Here is an 18,928-nt window from a genome sequence, read left to right on the forward strand (position 1 = left end):
CATGCTTTCCCGGCGCACCCTGCTGGCGGCCTTTGCGGCGCTTGCTGTCGCGGCCGGCGTCTCTGCAGCGCCCGCCGTGCGCCCTGCCACGATTGAAGCTGACGAAACCATCCTTCTGTGGCCGGAAGGTCCCCCGGGCGGCCTGCCGGAAGGCCTGCAGGAGCAGATCGTCCACCGCGACAATCCCTTCGGCCTCACAGACCGCGCGGCGCATGATGTCACCGCGCCCAGCCTCTCCCTGTTCCGCCCGCAACACCCGGATGGCTCGGCCATCCTCATCATCCCCGGAGGCGGCTACAAATGGGTGGTGATCGACAAGGAAGGCTTTGAGGGCGCACGCCATTTCGCCGGCGAGGGCGCCGCCGTCTATGTTCTGCGCTACCGCCTCCCGCATCAGGGCTGGCAGGCCGGGCCGCAGGCGCCGCTTCAGGATGCCCAGCGCGCCATCCGTCTCATCCGCGCCCGCGCCGCCACAGACGGTATCGATCCGGCACGCTTGATGGTCATGGGCTTCTCCGCAGGCGGACATCTCGCCGGCACGCTGGCGATGAAGTTCGACCTGCCGGTTTACGCCCCGCTGGACGCCGCAGACGCCCTCTCGGCGCGGCCGGATGCGGCCGCGCTGATCTATCCCGTTGCGACGATGGCAGAGCCTTTCGCTCATGCCGGGTCGCGGCAGAACCTGCTGGGCGCGCATCCCCCGGCAGACGCGGTCGCCAACTGGTCGCTCGAGACGATGGCGCGGCCAGACATGCCCCCGGTCTTCCTGATGCACGCTGCAGACGACGAAGCCGTGCCTGTGGAAAACGCACTGATCCTCCATGCCGCTCTCCGCCGGGCGGGCGTGCCGGTCGCCCTGCATATCTTCGAGGCAGGTGGCCACGGCTTCGGTCTGCGCGGCATCGGGGATACGCCGCTGCGGTCTTGGCCCTCGCTTCTGCGCGACTGGGGCGCTAACAAAGGCATATTCCCCAAGGTCAATCCCTGAAGGCTGGACCAGAGACATGAAGACGACACGTATCGAGCCGACCCTCTCGGCCGCCGGAGAATACCTGCGCCTGCAGGCAGAGCGGATTGCCGAAGACCCGATGACCAACTCGGTCTTCGCGATGGCGCAGACCCTGTTTCAAAACATCGAGCAGGGTGAAACCAGCCTGGATGAGATTGGCGGCCTGATTGATGAAACGCATCTTCTCCTGGTCAGCCAGCGTGCCGAGCGTCTGCGGGAACGTCATGCGGGTGCCCGGCCCGAGACAGCCTGGGCGCCGGTCAGGTCGAGACTGGACGATCTCGCGGGCCAGGGCTTTGAAGCATTTCGGGCGGAGATCGAACAGGCGCGCGGAGGCATTGTCTTCACCGCCCACCCGACTTTTGCGCTCTCGCCAGAGCTTCGGGCCGCGATTGCTGGAGAGGCGGTCAAACCCGGCAAGCGTGCGCGCGCGGCGCTGGAGCAGGCGCTGCGGGCCGACGCGCGGGGCTGGAACAGGTCAATCACCCTGGCCAGCGAGCATGACGAGGTGCAGGCGGCCCTTCTCAACGCGGCGGACGCGCAGCAGCGGTTTGCCGCGCTGGTCTACGATGTTGCGCGGGCGCATTTCCCGGATAGCTGGAAACAGCTCCGCCCAGTCCTGCCGACCATCGCAAGCTGGGTCGGATATGATCTTGATGGCCGGACCGATATCCATTGGTCCCATTCGATTACCTTTCGTCTGAACGAAAAGGCCGATCAGATCCGGCGCTACCACGCCCGTGTGCAGGCGATCCTGGAGGCCCATCCCACCGCCACTGGCCTCGCCTCCTTGCTGGAACGGCTTGATCTTGCCGCAAGTGAAACCGCGCTTCAGGCGGCCATGTTCAGCGGCGACCTTCAGAATCCGGAACATCTTGTTGCCGCGGCCAACCGCCTGACTGCCGAAGGCCCGGGCCGGCTCACGGATGCGGCCGAGATCGTCGCGGCGCTGGATGACGCCCTGGTGGCATCGGACGGGGCAGGCGATCTTGCCCGGGACCTTCTGATCCTGCGTGCCCAGGTGGAGAGCCAGCAGCTTGGGACGGGCCGCATCCATCTGCGGGTCAATGCTGCCCAGATTGCCACGGTCATCAGCCGGGAACTCAATCTTGATACGGACGAACGCAGTCTTGGCCGGTTGGCGCTGGCAGAGCTTTCGCGCCGCGCCGCTGCGCCCAGGCCGGTGGACGTCAACTTCGCAGATCTGTTCCTTGAGCAATCCACCGCGCGCCGCCAGTTCATGATGTGCGCGCAGATCCTCAAGCATATCGATACGGGTTCTCCGATCCGTTTCCTCATTGCCGAGAGCGAGAACCCTGCCACCGTCATGGCGGCCCTCTATCTCGCCCGTCATTACGGCGTGAACGGAAAACTCGACATTTCGCCTCTGTTTGAGACGCCCGAAGCGCTGGAAACGGGCGGTCGTTTCATTGAGCGGCTGCTCGATGAGCCTGAATTTGCCGCCTATGTCCGCCGCCGGGGGCATCTTGCGATCCAGCTTGGCTTTTCCGATTCCGGGCGCTTCATCGGCCAGATTGCCGGCAACATGGCGATTGAGCGCATCCACAATCTGATCCTGCGTGCGCTGGCGCCGCGTGTGCCCGGCGCGGGTCTTCTCATCTTCAACACTCATGGGGAGTCCATGGGCCGCGGGGCGTGGCCGGGCAGCTTCGAGCAGCGCTTCGATCACCTGCTCACCCCCTGGACACGCACCAGGGCACACATGCTTGGTGTGCGGATCATTCACGAATCGAGTTTCCAGGGCGGCGATGGATACCTCCATTTCGCTACGCCCGAACTTGCCGAAACGACACTTGCGCACTGGTGCGCCCATCTGCTCGCACCGCCGCCGGAAAGTGCAGCAGGCGACCCGTTCTATACACGGACAGACCTGGTCTGGGATTTTTACCGCGCTCTGCGTGCCTGGCATGAGCGTTTCTTTGCCAATCCCGATTATGGCCGTCTGCTGACTGATTTCGCGCCCGGCTTTGTCGTCACCGCCGGTTCGCGCCAGACGCGGCGTCCATCGGGGGCCGCCGGGCCGCGCGCCCTGCGGGCCATCTCTCACAATGCAGAGCTCCAGCAGCTTGGTATCCCCGTGAATACAGCCTCCGGTATCGGCTCCTCCCTGCAGCGGGAAACAGACCGGCTGGTTGATCTCGTCAATACCAGCCCCCGGATGCGCAGCCTTGTCCAACTGGCATGGCGCGCCCGGCTGCTCAGCAGCCTGCCCGTGCTGCGCGGCTATGCGTCGGTCTATAATCCCGATGTCTGGATTGCCCATGCCCGCGCCTCCACGCCGGAAACCACATCGGCCTATCGCGGCGTCTATTATGCCCTGCGCGACGGGGAGACCGCCCTGTCGGTCAACCGGACCGCAAACCTCCTCGCCATCGATCTTGACCGGTTTGATCGTCTGCTCGCCCGCCTCGATGAAGCCCCCTCAACGGTCACGCGCCATGAAGACCGTATCAATCTGCATGTCGTCCATGGCATCCGTCAGGCGCTGATGATGCATGCGTTTTCTCTTGTCGGGCGCCTGCCGCGTATCTCGGAGCGTCACGATACCAGCCTGCGCGACATCATCCGCCTCGTCACCAGCCTGCGGATCGGCGAATGTGTCGATCTGCTGGGGCGCATCTTTCCCCCCTCGCAGGACCAGCTGACACACCTGTCGGCCGTCACCGAAGCGGGCGGGGCGGAGGCCGGATCGGCGCAGTATGGCTATGATCACATCCATGCCAGTATTATTGCCCCGTTGGACCGGATCGATCAGCTGCTCCATCGCATCAGCTTGTCACTCAACCATCCCTATGATGCCTTCGGATGAGCCGGCGCGCAGAAGCCTGGCCCGGCGCCAGGGGCAGCATATCTTTTTGGGAGGCTGCCCTCTAAAGGTCTCGGAAGAGGCGAGTTCAGGCAACTTCTGATCAACCAGAGGTCATGCGTGGCGCTGTTTCAATCAATTGCAGGGAGATTGCAGGCAGGCTATCGGCTAGGGCTGTTCTGAGGCTCTGCTATTGGATAGGTAGCTGCGTATGAATACTGAACGGCTGGATTGGGATACTTTGCGGGTTTTTCGCGTCGTGGCGGAACTCTGCAGCATGAGCGGTGCTGCGGCGCGGCTAGGGGAGTCCCCGCCCACCATCAGCCGCAAGATCGATGATCTGGAAACCACCCTCGGTACGCAGCTTTTTATCCGCTCCACGCGGGGGGTGGAACTGACCGAGGCGGGCAAGGTGGTGCTGCGCTACGCCCACCAGATGGCCGAGGCGGCCAACACGCTCAAGGATCAGGCAGGCGCCCAGCGCGCCCCGGTCGAGGGGCGGATCGTCCTCTCAACGGGTGATGGCATCGGGCCGTATTGGCTGGCCCCGCGCCTCCACGAGTTCCAGAACAACAACCCGCGGGTCCAGATCCGGATGCTGGTCAATGACGAGCCGGCAGATGTCACCAATGGCGAGGCTGACATCGCCCTGCACTTTGCCGAGCCGAAAAACCATGAACTGCTCCACCACAAGCTGGGCGTGCAGCATTATATCGGCTTTGCATCCCGCGATTACTTCCGGGAGCGCAAACCGCCGGAAAGCCTGTTCGAATATTACAAGTATCGCTGCCTGATGCACTCTTCCTATGTGAATCAGGTGGAGCGCTGGGCGCCGAAAGTGTCCGAGCTGCGGCGGATGATCGACTATGCCTTTGTCTCCAATTCCGGCACGGCGCTGATCCAGTCCTGCGCGGCCGGGGGCGGGGTGGCCATCCTGCCGTCCTTCGTTGCCGCCATCGACAACCGGATCATGCCGCTCGATCTGCCGGAGATCGCCCCCATCCAGTTCTGGGTCGCCTATACTGAACGCTTCCGCCGGCGTCCGGAGGGCCAGCTGTTTGTCGACTGGATCCACAAACGGTTCGAGCAGGAAGATGCGATGTGGTTCCGCGAACAGTTCGTCCATCCGCGCGACGTGTTCTCGAATGTCCATATTTTTCCGTCCGCCGCCGCGTCCCGCCGCGAACCTGGATGATCCTATCTGAAGGCGCTACCATTGCGCGAGGGTCAGCTCGCGTCCTATGATCCCCGGCAGCAGTGATCTGGCAACGGCATCGGGCCGAGGGGGATACCATAGACACAAGTGACCGGCGCCCCGCGACCATCGTTGATGTTGCCCGCGAAGCAGGTGTTTCCTTCAAGACGGTGAGCCGCGTTCTGAATGGTGAGCCGAACGTGCGCGGGGAAACGCGCGCGCGGGTCATGGATGCGGTGGCGAGGCTTGGCTATCGCACCAACCAGCACGCCCGCAGCCTGCGCGCCGGGCAGAGCCGCCTGATCGGGGTGTTCTATTCCAACCCCTCCCGCAACTATCTCGGCGAAATCCAGATCGGCGCCTTGCAGTGCGGTAACGCCGAAGGCTTCAGCATCGCGTTCGAGCATTTGCCCGAGGGGCCTGGCGGATCCGTGCTGCCGCGGGGCGGGGCGGAACTCGCCGGCGCGGTGCTCATCCCGCCGCTGACAGAAGATACCGCCCTGATGGCCCGCCTTATGGAGGCTGGCACGCCCTTTGTGCGCCTCTCCCATACGGAAGTGGAGGGGGAGGTCGGTCATGTCACCATGGATGACGAGGCCGCCGCGCAGGAAGTGATGAACCATCTCATTGGCCTGGGACACCGCCGTATTGCGTTCATTGCCGGGCCGGGAAGTCACCCCCAATCCCATCTCCGGGAAGCGGGTTATCGTGCGGGATTGGCCGCCGGCGGCATCGCACCGGACGAAAGCCTGATCGTAAGGGCCGAAACATTTGATTTTGAAGCGGGCCTGCGCGCCGCTGCGGAGCTTCTGCGGCAAAGCCCGCGCCCTTCGGCCATCTTTGCCAGCAATGATGATATGGCGGCCGCCGTGCTGGCCGTGGCCTTCCGCTCCGGCCTGCGTGTGCCCGAACAGCTCTCGGTGGTTGGCTTTGACGACACGCCGCTCGCCTCGGTTGTCTATCCGGCGCTGACCACGATCTATCAGCCAAGCCGGGAAATGGCCTCGGTCGCCGTGGGAATGCTGCTGGAAAAACGGGCGTCCGACGCGCCGCAAAGGGCATGCCTGCCTTACCGGCTGGTGGTGCGCGAAACCACCGCAGCGCCCGAGGCCTGAGCCCCCCATTCCCCGTGCCCCGGCTTTCGTGTAAGCGCCGTGCCCATGAGCAAGCCCATCAGCCAGATTGAGCCCCTCCCGCACATCGCTGCCACCAAACCCTATGTTCCGGGCGGCAAGCTGCATGGCGCCAAGGGGCCCGTGGCGATGCTCGCCTCCAATGAAAATCCGTTCGGGCCAAGCCCGAAAGCCATCGAGGCGGCCAAGGCCGTTGTCGGCGGCTCGCATGTTTACCCCGATCCTGATTACGGCGCGCTGCGCGCCGCCATCGCCGCCGCCAAGGGCATTAGCGATGTCTCCCGCGTCGTCACGGCGGCCGGATCAGACGAGATCATCCACCTGCTGACCCAGTGCTATGCCGGGCCGGGGGACGAAGTTCTGTTCACCGAGCACGCCTTCTCGATGTACCGCGTCTCTGCCGGCGCGCATGGGGCCACCTCCGTCACGGTGCCGGAAACGGACATGACTGCGGGCGTCAACGCCATCCTCGGCGCCGTCAGCCCGCGCACGAAAATCCTGTTCCTCGCCAATCCGAACAACCCCACCGGCACGATGCTCTGGGTGGACGACCTGAAAGCGCTGCAGGACGCGCTGCCCCCGCATGTCCTCTTCGTGGTCGACGGGGCCTATTCGGAATATCTCGGCCCTGAGTATGAAGCGCAGCTACGAGACCTTGTGGACCGGCGCGACAACACCGTGATGATGCGCACCTTCTCCAAGATCTATGGCCTCGCCGCCATGCGCCTTGGCTGGGCCTACATGCCCGCCGCCATCGCCGCGATCTACCAACGCATCCGGGGGCCGTTCAACGTCAACGCCATGGCGGCTGCTGCCGGGATCGCCTCGGTGGGCGACGAGGATTTCCTCAAGATGTCCCGCGACCACAACACGAAATGGCGCGCCATCATGACCGATGCGCTGGGTGCCATGGGCCTGCCCACGCCGCCTTCGCATGCAAACTTCATCGTCACCGAATTCGGTTCTGCCGAGCGCGCCGCCGCCGCAAACCAGCACCTCAAGGATAACGACATCCTGGTGCGCGCCATCAGCGGCTACGGTCTGCCCACCAAGCTGCGCATCTCGGTCGGCAGCGCAGAGGACAATCAGCGCTTCCTTGATGCGATGAAGGTGTTCACCGCGTCACGCTGATATTGTCGATCAGTCGCGTCTTGCCCAGCCAGGCCGCCGCCAGCAGGCGCGCGGCAGTGCCTTCCTTCATCGGCTCATCCCCCGGCAGCGCCTGCAGCGTCGCCGGGTCCACCAGCGTCACATAGTCGATCTTCCCGAATCCGGCGCTAAGGATATGGCCTTCGGCCTCCTTCAGCGCCTGCGCGGGCAGGGCGCCGAGCGCCAGGCGCACGCGGGCCCGGTGCATCGCGGCAAAGATCGCGCCGGCGGCGCGGCGTTCTTCTGGGGAAAGGTACAGATTGCGGGAAGACTGGGCGAGGCCATCGGCATCGCGCTTTGTCTCCCCGCCGATGATCTCAATGGGGAAGCCAAGATCGCGCACCATCCGGCGGATCACCTGCAACTGCTGGTAATCCTTCTCTCCGAACACGGCCACATCCGGCTGTGCGTGCAGGAAAAGGCGTGCCACCACCGTGGCCACCCCATAGAAGAAATGCGGCCGGTAAATTCCGTCCAGAAGGTCTGAGAGCGATTCGACGCGCACATTCGTCACCGATCCTTCCGGATACATTTCTGCAACACTGGGCAGATAAACCGCCGTGCAGTTAACGCTCGCCAGCTTGGCAATGTCTTCTGCCTCGCGGCGCGGATAGGTGTCGAAATCCTCGCCTGGGGCGAACTGCGCCGGGTTAACGAAAATGCTCGCCACGGTGCGCGTCGCCTTTTCCTTAGCCTTTTCAATGAGCGACAGGTGCCCCTCATGCAGGGCCCCCATGGTGGGCACGAAACCAACGGTTTCGCCTGCCTGTTTCCATGCCTTCACCCGCGCCTGCAGCTCGCTGCGTGTGCGGATGATCTCTACCGAGTTTTCTTTCGTGGAATTCACTTTCCAGATGCCCTGCTTCAAGATGAAGTTAATGCGTTGTTAACCCATACGCGGGAATTTTACAGACATGACCCAGCGCATCGTAACCACTCTCCGCTCGCTCGCACTCCTCGGTGCTGTTTCGCTTGGCCTTCGCAAGGGAAACATCGAGGAAAGGCACCCCGAACCCATCCTGGGCAGCCTGCGCCCGGATGACGAGAACGATGCCTGGATGTTCGAGAGGTCTGAGACCAACCTTGCCTCCGGTGCCTACATGCTGGAGCAGGAGTATTCCCGCGTCTCCGGTGCTCTTTCGGCGCTTCGCGGTGTGCTGTCCAGTCTCGCCCGCGTTCCGGAAGCTGCCGAAACGGTTTACAGCGCTCCGGCCGATGCTCCGCTCGCCATTGATCCGATGCTCTTCGACGAAGAGCGCGCGGCGATCCCGGTGCTCACCAACGTTGTTCCTTTCGAGGACGACGACCTCTTTGTCGAACATACATTCGCTCTGCCGCGGACCGGCGCCAGCCATGGGCGGCCCGTCGAAGTCCTGCAGCGCGTTGCCTAAGCACGCCTGACGTACGTTTGACCGGCGCTTGACCGCCGGAGGAGTTGTGGAGTTCCCCGGATGCCCGCCGACGGCGTCGCTCAGATCAGTCGCGTTCCGGGTATGGGTCTTGAGGCTCCTGCGCGGGACGCGCGTGTCATTGTGATCGGCAATGAGAAGGGCGGGGCGGGCAAGTCCACCGTCTCCATCCACCTGTCCATTTCCCTGCTGCGCACGGGCAAGAAGGTCGGTGTCATCGATCTGGATGTCCGTCAGCGCTCGCTCACCCGCTATCTCGAAAACCGTGTCCGCTGGGCCCAGAACACCGGCGCCACGCTCGTCATGCCGGAGATCGTGCGCGTCGAGGCCAGCCAGGAACGCGACCTTGACCGCGCCGAGATAGAAGAGCGCGAACGCTTCGAATTCGGCCTCGCCCGCCTGAAACAGACCTGCGACTTCATCATCATCGATGCGCCGGGCGGCGACACGTTCCTCTCCCGCATCGCCCATCGCAGCGCCGACACGCTGATCACGCCGCTCAATGACAGCTTTGTCGATTTCGACCTGCTGGGCGACGTGACCCCCCAGACGCTCGAAGTCCTCCGCCCCAGCTTCTATTCCGAAATGGTGTGGGATTGCCGCAAGCGCAAAGCCCAGACCAGCCGCCGCCCGATTGACTGGGTGGTGATGCGTAACCGGATGTCCCCGCTGGCGGCCCGGAATAAGGAGCGTGTCGGCGGCGCCCTGGAAAACCTTTCCAAACGCATCGGCTTCCGTCTCGCGCCCGGCCTCTCCGAGCGGGTGATCTACCGTGAGCTTTTCCCGGCTGGCCTCACCCTCTTGGACCTCACAGAAGCGGGCTCCAACGTCGCCTTCACGATGAGCCACAAGGCCGCCCGCCAGGAACTGCGCGATCTCGTCATCGTGCTTCAGTTGCCCGAACTCGCCGGCGCCAGCATCGACTTCTGACGGTCTCCCCGCGTCACGCTTGCCACTTATCCACAGCTGGCCTACCCAAACCGGAATAATCGGACCCGCCAAAAGGCCGGGCCAAATCCTTTTGGGGGAAACCAATGAGCCAGACCGAAATCCAAGGGCATGTGGAGCCGCGCTTTGCTGCCGTCCGGGATGCTTTCGCGCAGAACTTTGCAAATGGCAGCGAGAATGGCGCGGCTTTCTGCATGACGCTGGAAGGAAAGCGTGTGGTCGACATCTGGGCGGGCTTTGCCGATGAGGCACAGACAAAGCCCTGGCAGCAGGACACGCTCGTCAACGTCTATTCCACCACCAAGACGATGACCGCGCTCACCGCGCTTTATCTGGCCGACAAAGGCGCCCTGAAGTTTGAAGATCCGGTCGCGAAATACTGGCCGGAATTTGCCGCCGCCGGCAAAGCCGATGTCACCGTTGCCCATCTGATGAGCCACTCGGCCGGCCTCTCGGGCTGGAAAGAGCCGCTCACCCGCGAAGATCTCTACGACTGGGAGAAAGCCACCAGCCTGCTGGCCGCCCAGGCGCCCTACTGGACCCCCGGCACCGCGCCCGGCTATCACGCCATGACGCAGGGCTATCTCGTGGGTGAAGTCATCCGCCGCGTGGCGGGCGAAACCGTCGGCACCGTCTTCCGCAAACAGATTGCAGAGCCGCTGGACGCGGACTTCCATATCGGCCTTCCGGCTACGGAGGATCACCGTGTCGCCGATCTCACGCCCCCGCCGGCCTCCGGCACGCTGGGGCAGGGCACGGCAGACCCGCTCATCGCCAACATGGCCACCAATCCGCCCATCAATCCGCTGGACACCCGCACCCGCGCCTGGCGCGCTGCCGAAATCCCGGCCGCAGGCGGCACAGGCAACGCCCGCTCGGTCGCCCTCGTCCACACGATCCTTGCCAATGGCGGCTACGCAAACGGCAAGCAGATCATGTCTGAGGCCGGCTGCCGCAAGGCGCTGGAACTTCAGATCGAAGGCAATGATAAGATCCTCGGCATCCCGGTGCGCTACGGCCTCGGCTTTGGCCTCCCCGGCGGGGTCGCGAATTTTCCGAACCCCAACACCCTCTTCTGGGGCGGCTATGGCGGCTCCCTCGCCGTCATCGACATGGACCAGCACGCCACCTACGCCTACGCCATGAACAAGATGGCCCCCACCACCACCGGCGACCTGCGCGCCTTCGGCATGCTGATGGCCGCCTGGCAGGTGTTCATGGCGGGGTGAGGTGTGCGGTTGGAACTTCCGGAACAAACGCCAACGCCGCAGCCCTCACCTCCCACTTCGCGGGAGAGGGGTTTGGCGTTGCGCTCCCCTTAACCCCTCTCCCTCTGGGAGAGGAGGGGGCCATCGCAAAGCGATGGGAGGTGAGGGCTGCACCCTCCAGAAGCTCATCTTGAGCGAAGTCGAAAGATAGAGCGGGCTTGCTCCCTTTCCCCCAAACCTGCCGCCCCCCCCCGCGCAGCCTCCCCACTTGGCTTCCCGCCCCCGCGCGCCTATACGCCCGCCCCATGACCACGTTCCCCTTTGAAATCGCCGCCCGCGAGGGCAAGGCGCGCACCGGGCGCCTCAAAACCCCGCGCGGCGACATCCGCACGCCCGCCTTCATGCCCGTCGGCACCGCCGGCACGGTCAAGGCGCTCTACATGGATCAGGTCAAAGGGGCCGGGGCCGACATCATCCTTGGCAACACCTACCATCTGATGCTCCGCCCCGGCGCCGAGCGCGTGAAGAAGCTCGGCGGCCTGCACACATTCTCCGGCTGGCGCGGCCCGATGCTGACAGACTCCGGTGGTTTCCAGGTCTGGAGCCTAGCCCAGCTCCGCAAGATGGACGCAGACGGCGTCACCTTCCAGAGCCATATCGATGGGTCCACGCACCGCCTAACCCCCGCCCGCTCCATCGAGATCCAGGCAGACCTTCTGGGCGCTGACATCTCCATGCAGCTTGATGAGTGCACGAATTTTCCGTGTACGCATGAAGAAGCCGAGCGCAGCCTCGCGCTGTCCCTCCGCTGGGGCGAGCGCAGCCTGGATGCCTTCGGCAACCGCGAGGCGCAAACCCTCTTCGGCATCATCCAGGGCTCAAACTTTCCGGACCTGCGCGAACGCTCTGCCAAGGGCGTCGCCACCCAGGGCTTCGGCGGCATCGCGCTCGGCGGTCTCGCCGTTGGCGAAGGCCACGCCCAGATGTGCGCCACCATCGACATGACCGTGCCGCATCTTCCCGATCACATGCCCCGCTATGTCATGGGCGTCGGCAAACCGATCGATCTGGTCGAAAGCGTCGCGCGCGGCATCGACATGTTCGACTGCGTGCTGCCCACCCGCTCCGGCCGCCACGGCCAGGCCTGGACCTGGGATGGCCCGCTCAACCTCAACAACGCCAAATTCGCCGAAGACATGGGGCCCCTCGACGAAGCCGTCAACTGCCCGGCCAGCCAGGATTACACCCGCGCCTATCTCCACCACCTCTTCAAGGCCGGCGAATATCTCGGCCCCATGCTGCTCTCCTGGCACAACACCGCCTTCTTCCAGGCGCTGATGGCAGAGATGCGCGCCGCCATAGCCGAGGGCCGCTTCGAAGCCTTGCGCGCAGAGCTCAGCGCCCGCTGGGAAAACACAAAGTCAAAACCCAAAACGGAAGGCTAGGGGGCGCCCCCTACTTGTACTGAATCTTGCTGTCTTTCTCGAGCAGCTTCAGCGCGCCGAAATCCGGATGGGCTGGCGGCGGGCAGCCCAGTGCCTGGCCATAGCCTTTCAGATACGCCCGCCGCTGCGCGCCGATCTTGAAGGCCTGATTGTATTTCTTCTCATGGCTCTGCGCCCCGGTCGCCTGGCGCAGCAGGCCCCGGAAGGGGATCCACCCGGTCGATACATTGCGCACCGTATCCAGCGCAGCATCGGCGGCCTCATCAGCCAGAATCTCGCTGTTCAGCCGTGCGTCCGGCGCGCCGCTGTCCCAGTCCCGGCCCAGCACGGTGTCCAGCTCGATGATGTCCATGGCGATCCGCGCGCAGGTCATTTCCTCTTCCGGGCCATAGGGAGAGGGCATATCCGCCAGAAGCTGTGGAATTTCGCGGCGGCGCAGGTTGAAGTCATCCAGCGGGGCGGAGGCGGCTCCCGCAAGGCCATCGCGGGTCTGGCTGGCCGCATCCCCGGCGGCGGAGCTGATGGTGCGGCTCATGGAGCCGTTTTCGGAGGTATTCTGCCCCCCGCTCGCGCAGGCGGAGAGCATCAGGGCGGCCAGAAAAGACAGTGCAATGTGTCGCATCCGGCAATCAGATGTGAAAAATATGGCCACATCAAGCCTCCGCGTGCAGGGAAGTGTTGACCGGCCCCGACTCCCGGCCTAAATGGCCGCTTCGGTCTTTCGAGGCCGCCGGTCGTGCCCATAGCTCAGCTGGTAGAGCAACTGACTTTTAATCAGTAGGTCACAGGTTCGAACCCTGTTGGGCACACCATTTTCTCCAGAATTATCAATCAGATAGCCGCTCAGTGCTGGCTGGCCGCCGTGATTTCGCCCCCGATTGTTCACCTCAGCGCAAACAGGCGCGCGTCCGGGTCTCTCCCGCCGTCTATGGCGGCGGCGATAATCTGCGCGGCGATCATCGAGAAGGTGATGCCGTTTCCGCCAAATCCCATGACGGCATAAACCCGGTCATGCCCTTGCACCCGGTCAATGATGGGCAGGCCGTCATCGGTCACACTAAAGGGCGCGGCCCAGCGATAGTCGGGTTTGCCGACCGATACGCCGGTGAGGGCTTCAAGCTTTGAGGCTATTTCCCGCGCCTTCCGCCGCAGAACCGAATGCCGGGTGTTCTTGTCGGAGGTTTCTTCGTCTTCTCCGCCCGCTATGAGACGGCCGCTCGGATCAGCCCTGAAATAGAGATACGGGTCGGACGCTTCCCATACGATCGTGTTGCGCATCCATTCTGGCATGCCGCTGATTTCACCGGTCGCAATGGCCCATGTGGAGGTCACTCTGTGCCGGGGGCTCTGCATCTGTTTGAGAAACTCATAGCCGGTGCAGAACACGGCGTGGCCGGCCGTCAACACGCGGCCGTCATTTGTCGCCAGCGCGACGCCCGAAGGCAGCTCTGCAAAGTCGCTCACCTCCACCGGCGCGGCAATCACGGCGCCGCGCTTCTGGGCGGCCCGAAGCAGGCCGGCGGCAAGTTGCGCCGGATTGGCGCTGGCCGAGTCGTTGGACAGAATGGCCCCATCCCGTTCCAACCCATAGGTTTCCAGCAGGCGGGCGGGGCTCAGAAACTCTGCCTGAATGCCAATCCTGCGGCGTGCCGCTGCCTCTGCCTCCAGTGCTTTGCCATCCATCTGGTCGCCCGCAAGGTAGAGCGCAGGCTTCGCCTGCATCCGGCAGTCGATCTTCAGGTCCGCAGCAAGGTCCACCAAGTCCGAAACGGCCCGAACTGATCGGCGCCAGGCCGCGTTGGCGGTCCGCGGCGTCATCTGCTTGCGCAGGTCCGTGAGCGGAACGTCGATTTCGTGCTGGATCATCGCGGTCGAAGCGGGGGTGGAGCCCGCCAGCGGCGCGCGCCGGTCGAGGATCAGCACGCTCTTGCCGGCTCGCGTAAGGGCTTCAGCCAGCAGCGCGCCGCTTATTCCGGCGCCCACGATGATCACATCGGCGCGGTCCCGTCCGGGGTCGGCCCTGAAATTCACAGAACTTCCGGGTTGCGTCAGCCAGAAGGGTTTTCCCGTCCGCAGATTGTCCTTGCGTGTGTCCCCATCCTTTTCCGAGTTCATCATGCGCGCCTCTGGCCGGTTTGCTTCTCAGGCAAGATCACGTAATCCAGGCTCGCGGTCCCAGTATCGCCGGGGCGCGGCCTTTACGAACTTTTCGTTCGGCACCACGCCGTCATCAAACTCCAGTCCGCAGTCTTCCAGAAGAGCCTTGGAGCCGGGGCAATAGCCAATGGCCTTGAGATGCGCATAGGCGTTTTGCACCCAATCGCGGGCGGCCGCCTCTTTCATCAGCTTGGCAACTTCATCCGGCATCAGAACCATCGCCACGGCGTCAAACAGCATGGAGGGCGACCCCGCGAGCTGGCCATCCGCCTTGAGCGATCCCCCTTTGACTTTCAGCGGGCCGATCTTCGGGGCCACGAGAAACACGCTGCCGCCCTTGCTTTCGATTTCGGTTTTCAGGGTCTCGATGGTGGCCTTGTCAGACCCGTCCGAGAACAGAATACCCACCTTTCGGCCCTTCAGCGTCTTCTGCCAGTTCTTTTGAATAGAGAGCGCGTCTGATGGATCCAGGTCGAGCGGCGGCTTGAATGGCTGCGCGGCCGCCGGAAGTTTCGTGCCCAGCCCGTCAGCGACCCGCTGCGCAAGCATTTCATCGATGTTCCGGATCACCGAGAGGACGCGCTTGCGCACATGGTCCAACTCTACTTTGGACAGCTCGAACACCAGGGCTGAGGCGATGTGCGCCTGTTCATTCTCCGTCTGCGACCGCCAGAACATCCTCGGCTGGCTATAATGATCCCCAAAGGTCTCATCGCGCACCCGCAGCTTTTCGGAAGGCTCATTGCCGAATTCCGCATTGTTCTCATAGGTCCGGAAGCCTTCGGCAGATGCGCGCGGACCAGGGTCTTCTCCGGCGTCATCCAAGGAGTTGGGCTCGTAATTCGCGCGGCCCTTGTGAACATGTGTCTGCATCATCCCGTCGCGCTGCATGTTTGCAAACGGACACCGCGGCGCGTTGATTGGGATCTGATGGAAATTTGTCGTCCCGAGGCGGGATTTCTGCGTATCAAGGTATGAGAAGAGCCGGCCCTGAAGAAGGGGATCATTGGTAAAATCGATCCCCGGCACAACGTTCGAGGGCAGGAAGGCTGCCTGCTCGTTTTCGGCAAAGTGATTATCGGGATTCCGGTTAAGCACCATCCGGCCAATAATCCGTACAGGTGCAATTTCTTCCGGAACGATCTTCGTGGGGTCCAGAATATTATAGGGCAACTCTGCCGCCAGCCTGTCCGAAATTATCTGGATGCCGAAATCCCATTCAGGGAAGTCTCCCGCATCAATCGCCTCCCACAGGTCGCGCCGGTGAAAGTCATTGTCGGCGCCTTGCAGCTTGTTGGACTCGTCCCAGACCAGAGATTGGACACCGAGTTTTGGTTTCCAGTGGAATTTCACGAAGGTCGATTTTCCCTTCGCATTCACCAGCCGGAACGTGTGAACGCCGAAGCCCTGCATCATGCGGTATGACCGGGGAATCGCCCGGTCGGACATGGCCCAGATCACTGTGTGCAGGGTTTCCGGCATGAGGGATACGAAGTCCCAGAAAGTGTCGTGCGCGCTGGCGGCCTGTGGAAATCCCCGGTCGGCCTCCATCTTCACCGAATGGATGAGGTCGGGGAATTTGATCGCATCCTGAATGAAGAAGACGGGGATATTGTTGCCCACCAGATCCCAGTTGCCTTCATCGGTGTAAAACTTGACGGCAAATCCCCGCACATCTCGCGGCGTGTCCACCGAGCCTGCACCCCCGGCCACTGTCGAGAAGCGCGTGAAAACGGGTGTTCTCTTTCCTTTTTCCGCAAACAGGCTCGCGCGGCTGAGCGAGGGAATGGCCTCGGTACACTCGAAAAAGCCATGAGCCGCGCTGCCACGGGCATGCACAATCCGCTCCGGGATACGCTCATGGTCGAAGTGGAAGATCTTCTCCCTGAGAACAAAATCTTCAAGCAGGCTAGGGCCTGTGGGGCCGGCGCGCAGGCTGTTTTGATTGTCCGAAACTGGCACCCCGTGATTGGTGGTCAGACGGCCTGATTTTCCCGAAGGTGTCTGATGCAACTCCCCGCCATTTCCCTTGCCCGGTTGTGTCGAACGTCGTGCCATGGCTGCTTCCCTTCCTGCTTTTTCTGAAAAACGGCACGCTCCGCCGTGCCGTGCGGCGTGCCCGATAAGCAGGTAACGTGGCAGCGTTCGTTCCGTTCCATGGCTGGCCGGCCCCGTCCGAACGGCGTCCGGAGATGTCCGGATTTGTCCAAAAATGTCCGGAAGTGTCCGGCCGTGTCCGCGCCCTGTCGGCCGGATAACCGGAAATGTCGCAAAATATCCTTGTTTTTTCAGGGTTTTGTGGCGCCGGTGCCCCCTTCAGGGCCTTCCGGCAAAAAATTACGCCACGCTCCTAAAGTCCCAACACACCCTTGGCGATGATCCCCCGCTGCACCTCATTGGACCCGCCATAGATCGACCCGGCCCGGTTATTCAGGTAGCGCGGCATGGCCGTCACCAGCTCCGCAGGCCCGATCGGCGGGGTGTTGGAAAGGGGGTGAACCGCCTCCAGCTGGTGAACGCCCGCATAGAGGCCATTGGCCATCACGGCCACCTCATCCACCGCCTGCATCAGCTCAGTGCGTTGAATCTTAAGCATTGATGCGGCCGGCCCCGGCGGCTTGCCGCTGGAAACGGCGGAGAGAATGCGCTGCTCTGTGCCCTTGATCGCCTCCAGCCGGGTGGACAGCTCCGCCGTCCGCCGCATCAGGTCTGCCTCGCCCAGCCCCGTCACATAGCGTTGCAGCCGCGCAATCCCGGCCTCCAGCCCAGCGGAGGAGCCGCCCGAACGCTCGAATTCCAAAAGATATTTTGCCACCGACCAGCCATCATTCTCCTCTCCCAGACGCCCGGATTTGGGCACCCGCACATCATCGAAGAACACCTGGTTCAGCTCATGCTCGCCCGCCAGCGTGATGATCGGATCCACCTGGATTCCCGGCGTGTTCATGTCCAGCAGCAGGAAGGTAATTCCCTTCTGTTGCTTGGCGTCCGGATCGGTCCGCACCAGGCAGAACATCTTGTTGGCGTGGTGGGCATGGGTGGTCCAGATCTTGGTGCCATTCAGCACGTAATCGTCGCCATCACTCTCCGCCCGCAGCTGCAACGACGCCAGATCCGAGCCCGAGCCTGGCTCCGAATAGCCCTGGCACCAATAGTCCTCGCCCGAGAGAATCCGCGGCAGGTAATGGGCTTTCTGTTCCGGCGTGCCGTAACCGATGATGCAGGGCCCCACCATGCCCAGCCCCATCGGCGCCAGCCCCGGCGCGCCTGCGCGGGCGCACTCGCTGGCGAAGATGTAGCGCTGCATCTCGCTCCAGCCCGGCCCGCCATATTCCTTCGGCCAATGCGGCGCCACCCAGCCGCGCGCATGCAGGATGCGCTGCCAGGGCAGGGTGAATTCCGGCTCGATGAAAACGCTGGTGGCCAAACGCCCGGCAGCGGCCAGTTCCGGGGTCAGCTTGTCCTTGAGGAAGGCTCGCACTTCTTGCTGAAATTCAATATCCTGCGGTGACAGATCTAGGTTCATTGCGTCGCCTCCCGGCTTTTTTCTCTGGCTTTTCTGAAGCTTGAGCAAGCGGGCCAGCGCGAGGCAAGCTGACGGAATTGATAGGGCCCCTTTTGATGGACAGCGACGGCCGCGAACCGGCATTCGGCGAGGTCATGCGCCTGGCGCGGGAGATCGACCAGGCGGGGCGGGACATTGGCCTGCCTTACATCGCCGTCAGCGCCGACCTGTCAGACCCCTCGCCGGTGGTGGGGGATGATGGCCGCCCGCTGGCCGAGACGGTGTTCCGCTGGGTGGACCCGAACCTGGCCTACTGGAAAGACCGGGCCTTTGCCCTGCGCGCGGGCATCATCCGCGTTGTGCGCGTTTGTGGAGAACCCTTTTATTATCATCAGGGTAAGATGCACAGCTGGCGGCAGGTGCGCGCGCTGGAGGGGGTGAACCAGCGCATCGATCCGGAGGCCTATGGCTCTTACGGGGTGCGGGGGGCGATCATTGCGCCGATCCATTCACCGATGGGCGTCATCGGCGCCATCGTCTGGGCGACGGACGATGCATCGGCTGATATTTCCCGTATTTTCAAGGCGCATGGGGCAGGTCTTTACCTGTTGGCGCTGCGTTTCCTTTCCGCTTACCGCGACGCGGCGCTGCCGGCGGCGGCGACGGAACTGGTGGAGTTTACCCGCCGCGAAGCGCAGTGCCTGAAATGGGCGGCGGCGGGGAAAACGGACGCTGAAATCGCCACCATCATGGGCGTTTCGGCCCCCACGGTGCGCTTCCACATGACCAATGCCAGCCGCAAGCTCGGCGTTTCAGGCCGCTCGCAGACCATCCGCCTGGCCACTACGCTCGGCTATATCGGGCAGGGCGGAGGGGGCTGAAAACGCCCTCAAAAGCTCCAAAAAACTCCAACCATTCCTCCAACGGGAGGGGCAAAAACTCC

General features: G+C 63.3%; 15 protein-coding genes and 1 tRNA gene. 11 read left to right on the forward strand and 5 right to left on the reverse strand.

Features of this window, described 5'->3' with window-relative positions:
• Window position 1: 1 nt before the first annotated feature.
• From ACQKI2_RS04555 to hisC, 5 genes are all read left to right on the forward strand, one after another.
• Window positions 2-988 (forward strand): alpha/beta hydrolase, encoded by a 987-nt coding sequence (locus tag ACQKI2_RS04555; RefSeq protein ID WP_427378523.1) that lies wholly within the window; start codon window positions 2-4, stop codon window positions 986-988.
• A 16-nt stretch (window positions 989-1,004) separates the two neighbouring features.
• Complete coding sequence (locus ACQKI2_RS04560) at window positions 1,005-3,839, forward strand: phosphoenolpyruvate carboxylase (protein WP_427378524.1); 2,835 nt, start codon at window positions 1,005-1,007, stop codon at window positions 3,837-3,839.
• Window positions 3,840-4,047: 208 nt separating this feature from the next.
• Window positions 4,048-5,031 (forward strand): LysR family transcriptional regulator, encoded by a 984-nt coding sequence (locus ACQKI2_RS04565; protein WP_427378525.1) that lies wholly within the window; start codon window positions 4,048-4,050, stop codon window positions 5,029-5,031.
• Between the two features lie 62 nt (window positions 5,032-5,093).
• Complete coding sequence (locus ACQKI2_RS04570; protein WP_427378526.1) at window positions 5,094-6,146, forward strand: LacI family DNA-binding transcriptional regulator; 1,053 nt, start codon at window positions 5,094-5,096, stop codon at window positions 6,144-6,146.
• Between the two features lie 45 nt (window positions 6,147-6,191).
• Window positions 6,192-7,295: a histidinol-phosphate transaminase gene (gene hisC / locus ACQKI2_RS04575; RefSeq protein WP_427378527.1), complete on the forward strand. Its 1,104-nt coding sequence runs from the start codon at window positions 6,192-6,194 to the stop codon at window positions 7,293-7,295.
• Here the strand turns inward: hisC and panC are convergent.
• Window positions 7,279-8,160 carry a pantoate--beta-alanine ligase gene (panC, locus tag ACQKI2_RS04580; RefSeq protein WP_427378528.1) on the reverse strand — a complete coding sequence of 294 codons (882 nt, stop codon included), beginning with the start codon at window positions 8,158-8,160 and terminating at the stop codon, window positions 7,279-7,281. The genes hisC and panC overlap by 17 nt on opposite strands.
• A 67-nt stretch (window positions 8,161-8,227) precedes the next feature.
• Here panC and ACQKI2_RS04585 point away from each other — a divergent pair, with 67 nt between their 5' ends.
• The 4 genes from ACQKI2_RS04585 to tgt all read left to right on the forward strand — a co-directional run bounded on the left by ACQKI2_RS04585 (window position 8,228) and on the right by tgt (window position 12,323).
• On the forward strand, window positions 8,228-8,704 hold the full coding sequence (locus ACQKI2_RS04585) for a hypothetical protein (RefSeq protein ID WP_427378529.1): 477 nt from the start codon (window positions 8,228-8,230) through the stop codon (window positions 8,702-8,704).
• Between the two features lie 60 nt (window positions 8,705-8,764).
• Complete coding sequence (locus ACQKI2_RS04590) at window positions 8,765-9,652, forward strand: division plane positioning ATPase MipZ (protein WP_427378530.1); 888 nt, start codon at window positions 8,765-8,767, stop codon at window positions 9,650-9,652.
• 104 nt (window positions 9,653-9,756) lie between these two features.
• Window positions 9,757-10,899 carry a serine hydrolase domain-containing protein gene (locus ACQKI2_RS04595; RefSeq protein ID WP_427378531.1) on the forward strand — a complete coding sequence of 381 codons (1,143 nt, stop codon included), beginning with the start codon at window positions 9,757-9,759 and terminating at the stop codon, window positions 10,897-10,899.
• Window positions 10,900-11,183: 284 nt separating this feature from the next.
• Window positions 11,184-12,323 (forward strand): tRNA guanosine(34) transglycosylase Tgt, encoded by a 1,140-nt coding sequence (gene tgt / locus ACQKI2_RS04600; protein ID WP_427378532.1) that lies wholly within the window; start codon window positions 11,184-11,186, stop codon window positions 12,321-12,323.
• 10 nt (window positions 12,324-12,333) lie between these two features.
• Here tgt and ACQKI2_RS04605 read toward each other — a convergent pair whose 3' ends face one another.
• The gene (locus tag ACQKI2_RS04605) at window positions 12,334-12,945 is read right to left on the reverse strand and encodes a hypothetical protein (protein ID WP_427378533.1); all 612 of its coding nucleotides are present in this window, start codon (window positions 12,943-12,945) and stop codon (window positions 12,334-12,336) included.
• A 114-nt stretch (window positions 12,946-13,059) separates the two neighbouring features.
• Between ACQKI2_RS04605 and ACQKI2_RS04610 the strand changes: the two genes are divergently transcribed.
• Window positions 13,060-13,135 (forward strand) — tRNA-Lys (locus tag ACQKI2_RS04610).
• A 70-nt stretch (window positions 13,136-13,205) separates the two neighbouring features.
• Here ACQKI2_RS04610 and ACQKI2_RS04615 read toward each other — a convergent pair.
• The 3 genes from ACQKI2_RS04615 to ACQKI2_RS04625 form a co-directional block, all read right to left on the reverse strand.
• On the reverse strand, window positions 13,206-14,438 hold the full coding sequence (locus ACQKI2_RS04615; RefSeq protein ID WP_427378661.1) for an NAD(P)/FAD-dependent oxidoreductase: 1,233 nt from the start codon (window positions 14,436-14,438) through the stop codon (window positions 13,206-13,208).
• Between the two features lie 27 nt (window positions 14,439-14,465).
• Window positions 14,466-16,538 carry a catalase gene (locus tag ACQKI2_RS04620; protein ID WP_427378534.1) on the reverse strand — a complete coding sequence of 691 codons (2,073 nt, stop codon included), beginning with the start codon at window positions 16,536-16,538 and terminating at the stop codon, window positions 14,466-14,468.
• 292 nt (window positions 16,539-16,830) lie between these two features.
• Window positions 16,831-18,006 (reverse strand): acyl-CoA dehydrogenase family protein, encoded by a 1,176-nt coding sequence (locus ACQKI2_RS04625; protein ID WP_427378535.1) that lies wholly within the window; start codon window positions 18,004-18,006, stop codon window positions 16,831-16,833.
• Window positions 18,007-18,101: 95 nt separating this feature from the next.
• Between ACQKI2_RS04625 and ACQKI2_RS04630 the strand changes: the two genes are divergently transcribed.
• Entirely contained in the window at window positions 18,102-18,866 is a 765-nt protein-coding gene (locus tag ACQKI2_RS04630; RefSeq protein ID WP_427378536.1) for a helix-turn-helix transcriptional regulator, read from the forward strand.
• Window positions 18,867-18,928: the final 62 nt, after the last annotated feature.

The organism is Hyphomonas sp. NPDC076881, assembly GCF_050269995.1.
In the GTDB taxonomy this organism is placed as follows: domain Bacteria; phylum Pseudomonadota; class Alphaproteobacteria; order Caulobacterales; family Hyphomonadaceae; genus Hyphomonas.

Coding starts and splice junctions, on each gene's coding strand:
- ACQKI2_RS04555 (WP_427378523.1), top strand. CDS start 2: ATGCTTTCCCGGCGCACCCTGCTGGCGGCCTTTGCGGCGCTTGCTGTC.
- ACQKI2_RS04560 (WP_427378524.1), top strand. CDS start 1,005: ATGAAGACGACACGTATCGAGCCGACCCTCTCGGCCGCCGGAGAATAC.
- ACQKI2_RS04565 (WP_427378525.1), top strand. CDS start 4,048: ATGAATACTGAACGGCTGGATTGGGATACTTTGCGGGTTTTTCGCGTC.
- hisC (WP_427378527.1), top strand. CDS start 6,192: ATGAGCAAGCCCATCAGCCAGATTGAGCCCCTCCCGCACATCGCTGCC.
- ACQKI2_RS04585 (WP_427378529.1), top strand. CDS start 8,228: ATGACCCAGCGCATCGTAACCACTCTCCGCTCGCTCGCACTCCTCGGT.
- ACQKI2_RS04590 (WP_427378530.1), top strand. CDS start 8,765: ATGCCCGCCGACGGCGTCGCTCAGATCAGTCGCGTTCCGGGTATGGGT.
- ACQKI2_RS04595 (WP_427378531.1), top strand. CDS start 9,757: ATGAGCCAGACCGAAATCCAAGGGCATGTGGAGCCGCGCTTTGCTGCC.
- tgt (WP_427378532.1), top strand. CDS start 11,184: ATGACCACGTTCCCCTTTGAAATCGCCGCCCGCGAGGGCAAGGCGCGC.
- ACQKI2_RS04605 (WP_427378533.1), bottom strand. CDS start 12,945: ATGCGACACATTGCACTGTCTTTTCTGGCCGCCCTGATGCTCTCCGCC.
- ACQKI2_RS04615 (WP_427378661.1), bottom strand. CDS start 14,438: ATGAACTCGGAAAAGGATGGGGACACACGCAAGGACAATCTGCGGACG.
- ACQKI2_RS04620 (WP_427378534.1), bottom strand. CDS start 16,538: ATGGCACGACGTTCGACACAACCGGGCAAGGGAAATGGCGGGGAGTTG.
- ACQKI2_RS04625 (WP_427378535.1), bottom strand. CDS start 18,006: ATGAACCTAGATCTGTCACCGCAGGATATTGAATTTCAGCAAGAAGTG.
- ACQKI2_RS04630 (WP_427378536.1), top strand. CDS start 18,102: ATGGACAGCGACGGCCGCGAACCGGCATTCGGCGAGGTCATGCGCCTG.